General features: G+C 57.4%; 1 protein-coding gene and 3 pseudogenes. 1 reads left to right on the top strand and 3 read right to left on the bottom strand.

The window, feature by feature from the left end; genetic code table 11:
• Positions 1–124: 124 nt before the first annotated feature.
• Positions 125–236: pseudogene (locus tag VSR34_RS37400) on the bottom strand (IS6 family transposase); the annotation flags it as partial.
• An 875-nt stretch (positions 237–1,111) separates the two neighbouring features.
• Positions 1,112–1,546 (bottom strand): hypothetical protein, encoded by a 435-nt coding sequence (locus VSR34_RS37395; protein ID WP_342965116.1) that lies wholly within the window; start codon positions 1,544–1,546, stop codon positions 1,112–1,114.
• A gap of 2,119 nt (positions 1,547–3,665) precedes the next feature.
• Between VSR34_RS37395 and VSR34_RS37390 the strand changes: the two are divergent.
• Positions 3,666–3,788, top strand: a pseudogene (locus tag VSR34_RS37390) (methane/phenol/toluene hydroxylase); the annotation flags it as partial.
• On the opposite strand, the pseudogene VSR34_RS37385 reads toward VSR34_RS37390, so the two are convergent.
• Positions 3,783–4,175: pseudogene (locus tag VSR34_RS37385) on the bottom strand (transposase); the annotation flags it as partial. The pseudogenes VSR34_RS37390 and VSR34_RS37385 overlap by 6 nt on opposite strands.
• Between the last annotated feature and the right edge of the window lie 566 nt (positions 4,176–4,741).

Below are 4,741 nucleotides of genomic sequence, written 5' to 3'. Positions count from 1 at the left end.
ATGATCCTCAGAAAGCTGCGGCTTTTTTACGCCCTCATTCTGATCGCTTTGCGCAACCGCTCGCCCACTGTCGTCTTCACGGCGTGATGGCCGCGCCGCGCGAAACGAATTGTTCAGGGCCGACTACGTACAATCGCACGCACAGCAAAATCACTTCAAGCGGGTAGTGAAGGCGCTTCAGGACCTTGGCCAGGCCCGGTTGCGAGTATGGTTCGCGGTGTCTTCGTCTTCTTCATCGCACAGCTCAAAAATTCGCTACCCAATTTTAACGTGGGCCTTACTGCAACAGAACCGCACGTTTTTCGTCGATGCCTTGCAGATCCCCCGGGCCACGGCATCACGGCGGCGCGCCTGAATGCCTGCGGGTCGTGAGCGGCGTCGATGCCTCGGCCTCGACCCGTTTGTGTGAACTCTGGTACAGCAGGTTAGGCGACAAATTCGACGATCAAGATACGGCGACGAGAGCCTCGACCAAGAATTCATGATCAGCCAGTACGCCAGCACTTTCGCTAACGCGGTGTTTGGCTGGCCCGTCCTCACCGCCACCAACATGCCTGCGGGCGGCCCCGCCTACCCCCATTGATCGCTCTGCGTGCGCCTGCGGTTCAAGTCCACTGTATCGATGCCGATCTCGGAGGAATTTTCGACGGCAATCCGGCACCGGGCACCGGGCATCCTCGGCAACTCAACAACAGCGGCAGACAATTCAGCCTGCACGAAGGCGCAATGATCATCGGCAAGGTCCAGTACGCGATCAACCAGCCTCCCCCTGGCGAGGGGATCGGCAGCGACGCCGCAGGGCGGGCTCCCGAGCACTTGCAGGCCCGATTTCTACTACAACAATCGCTTCGCGGATCAGCACCTCGACACAAACGGCATTCTCGCTCGCGAGCCCTTCGTCGAACGGAGACATCTTCCATCCGGGTGGGGCATTCCTGACCAGAACAGCAATGGCGCGTGGATTGGCGATAAGGCTGTGGCGGGACCGCGCACGGTATCATCTTTCTGATGAGGCTAACATCGAACGCGACCGCCAATAACCGGCCAGTTATAGTGTTTGCGACATGCCCGCAGCCTGCGGCGCACTAAAGATTGACGCGACCCAAACCGCTTACGTCCCGGTGCGGTCAGCTTCATCGATTAGGCGAGCGACATTTGCACGGACTTCTCTTAACTTGTGAAGGTACGTAGAGTGTTTTGACTCGGCCTTCCACTGCTTCATTACCTCAGCAAGATCCGATACTGTGAAATTTTTTTCCGATTTCGTCGCCTGCCTTAGGGATCGGATCGCTTTGATATCGCTCAGCATTTGATCGAATTCATGGGCTGGTTCCTGATTAATATCCGGACGATACTCATAAAATTCGTTGACCATTGGTTCCAGAGCTTCAAGGATTCGCCCGAGCTGAGAACCATATGAAAATATGTGAGTAATGGATCTTTCCATGTGTGGGTCGCGGGCACCCGGCAATGCTATGCTTTGGTCTACAGCGCCGCTCAAAGGATAGTTGTATTGGGGACACCAAAGCCAAGTCAGTGGGTACATGTCGATCTCCTGTCCATGGACTACCTAGCTATGCGAAGGAACTCAGGGAGGCCCGCAAAAAAACCATTGAACTCATCGATGCAGGCGCAAACAGCCGTGGAGCGAATCTCCGCGCCCCAATTTCGGACAGACCTGTTCCATCAATCACTGCACGAGAGGCGGCCTTTGCGCTCTTCCACCAAACCGCGGTAGCGCGGCTCCGTGACGACTCAGAGACGCTTGATGGAGCAAGCGCGGCTCTGGCGCCGTGTCATTCAATCCGCTGCCGCATCCCAAGTAGTTGCTTGGATTTGAATAACCTTGTAGCGTCTTGTCTTGTATAGCCTCGCCGCCTAGCTTCACCTGCGGGGCCCCGACGGCGCGGTATCCGTGTCACGAGGCGCGCCCACCACAACATGCGGTCGTCGCTGCGCGGTTTGGCGCCACTGATAGGGCGCCCCTGCACTCGATCGACAGCAGCCTTCCATAATCCCTCGCGCACGACCTTTCAAAACGTGCTTAGCTTCCCCAGAGGACCGACTGCGTCGTCCCCACAGAGCTCCTTACAGAAGTCAGAACCTAGGTGAGCAAAGCTCAATGCGGCGAGAATCCTGGTCAGGGAACGGCATTGGGTTGCCCGGCAACACACTGAAGATCCGCCGCCCATGGCGTGGCTCTCGTTTTATGCAACCGTCGTATGGCGAGCGCGACTCTGCCGGTGGAAAATTCTCGTCGAATGGCGGAACCAGCGAGGCCGACGGATCGAGTGGCACATTGGTTTTGTGAACGGCTGCTCCGACGGCAGTCGGCTCGGTCGGATTGCTCGACGAGGAAGGTACGACGGCAGTGGCAGATGCAACTCGCTGTCACCTCCGCAACCTTTCTCGAGCAGAGCGGCCGCACACAGCACGGAGACCAGTACGGCGTTTTTCATTCGTTTACCCCTTCTCGAGTTGCGCCGCGCGACGCCGCTGTAGCCGGTCGGGCCGCGAGCGTCTGTGTACAGTCTCCGTCATAATACCGCCCGCCAACGCTCTGTAAGAACTGATCGGTTCCAGTGGGCGCGCAAGTTCTGCGGTTGTTATGACCCCACATGTAGCAAGTACCATCGTAGTGCGCGCCCACCGGCACGCTGGCAAATGCGAGCAACACTAATTCCAGCCTGTATTTTGGCATACCTAACCCTCACAAAGCTCACGCACATAGAGTCGCTGTTTATTACCGTAAGTAGAGCCAACGGTAGCCAAGAAGCAAATCTTGCGCCAGCACGCTTTTTTGAAAAAACCAGTAGTATTACCTACAAACCATAGGTGCGCACGCAGTTATTGGTCTCAGAAATCGGAGAATACTGGCGCACCAAAACAGCTATCGACACCTTGCCATCGATTCCTGTCATCGCCGCGGGCAGACAAGTACTGCCGATGTTTTTATTGTATGCACGTCTGACCGTAGTCTCTAAAGGCTCCCATGCCCGGGCTCCGCATTGCGGCTCGGAAACCAATGAGCCTCGGCTCAATACCTACGAGTATTCGTCTTTCTCAACATTCCAACGCGCTTGCACTCCACGCTGGCTCGCCTATTGCCCGTCGCCTAAAGGCAACGCCGCCACCGAAAGAACTTTCGTGGCCGGAATCAGGTGACCGCCGGTTCGCTTTACCGTTGTCCGAGTTTTGTTGAAAAATTGCTACAGTGCGCGTTGTCTATACGACAAACTAGACATTCAGTGTTTTCAGGTCACGGGTGACTCGCTATCTCATTCGGAATCAAGGATCGGGGGCTTGGGTCTCTTGTAAAGCCGGCAGACAGAACCATCCCCAGACGAGAAGGACTGGGAGCGCACTCTCAGTTAATGCCAACGGCGCCGTGAAAGTAAACCAGCGGTACCCGGCCTTGTGTCACGCGGAAGCTTTCGCGCGTGCCAGCGTTGCTGTTTGTCTCACTCCCTGTGGGTTGAAACTAGCGCGCTCGGATCGCCACCCAGCAAACGGATGCGCACATACTTCGATCTGCCTTTCCCCGGGCTTTCTTCCTCCCCAATGCAAATGAGGCCGGCGCATTGGCACCGATTTTGCTCGGAGATAAGCCGCCCGTGCCATGTGCTCCGGCAAATCAAATCCCGACCTATGAAGGAGGCTTGACTATGGCGTTATTGGAACGCGCCGACTGGTACGACATCGCCCGCGCCACCAACTGGACCCCGTCATACGTGTCGGAATTGGATCTCTTTCCCGACATCATGTCTGGCGCGCAAGGTATTCCAATGACGGGCCGTACGGTTGGTCGTGTACTGGCTGATGAGGGCCTCGAGATCAGTCAATTGCGCGAGATCGAGTTTCTGCCCACCCCTGAGCAGCGACCAGCGCATGCCCTTCAGCGAGGGATCGGTTTTCTGCTGCGAGCGGCGCGCGCCATCAAGCGCTTTGGACGCGTGCGCCACGACGTGAAACTTGTCGAAGGTCACACGCGCATCGGGCAAATGCTCGTTCACGCCCTTGATGAAGGCGGCCGACATGTCGATGCTGACCGATTCGATCTGACCGGGCGCCGCCTTGTGTTCTTCCAGGTGGCGGGCAAAACGTTCGACCGCGCCAGCATCCTTGCCCGGGGTGACGAAGACGACGCGTCGTGCATCCATGTCGTCTCCGACGAGGCGGGCCTGAATGCGATGCTGGCAGTCGACGCGAACGTCGACTGCCAGCATCGCCGACGGCGCGTACTACAGTATTGCGCAGACCGAGGCGTGGTCAGCCTGCGGCGTGCTGCCGGTGATTCCCCCACCGGCCAATGCGGCCGTTCACAATCAGCCGGCGATGCGCTGGCACGACCGTCTCGTTCGGTACATCAAGGACAAGGGCATCCATACGTTCCGGAACAAATACGGGTACGGCAGCGCGCGCTGGTCGAGGCGCAGATCTCGCGAATCAAGCGTTGCATCGGCGCGCGGCTGCTGACGCGCAAAACCGAATCGCAGCAGCGCGAGGGCGTGATTATCGCGAACCTCGTGAATCTGTGGAACAGCTTCGGCAAGGCCGTTTGCGTCAAAAATGCCTAGTTGCGTCTGCAACCAACTGCGGCCCTGCCCTGCTGAACAAAGCCGTCGAGGCGGTACAGATTCTTCTCTGGCAGTCTGGTAGGTGTTCCGCTGCGCGCCATCTTCGTTGAATTTTCGTAGGTCACTATGCAAACAATCTATTTCGGCAATCGCAAATTCCCAAG

The organism is Paraburkholderia sp. JHI2823 (assembly GCF_038900695.1).
Classification (GTDB): domain Bacteria; phylum Pseudomonadota; class Gammaproteobacteria; order Burkholderiales; family Burkholderiaceae; genus Paraburkholderia; species Paraburkholderia mimosarum.
Note: the sequence above shows the minus strand (reverse complement) of the source record. Positions and strands in the feature narration are given on the sequence as shown.

Bases quoted from the DNA above. Each gene is read 5' to 3' on its own strand.
- VSR34_RS37395 (WP_342965116.1), bottom strand. From the start codon at position 1,546: ATGTACCCACTGACTTGGCTTTGGTGTCCCCAATACAACTATCCTTTG.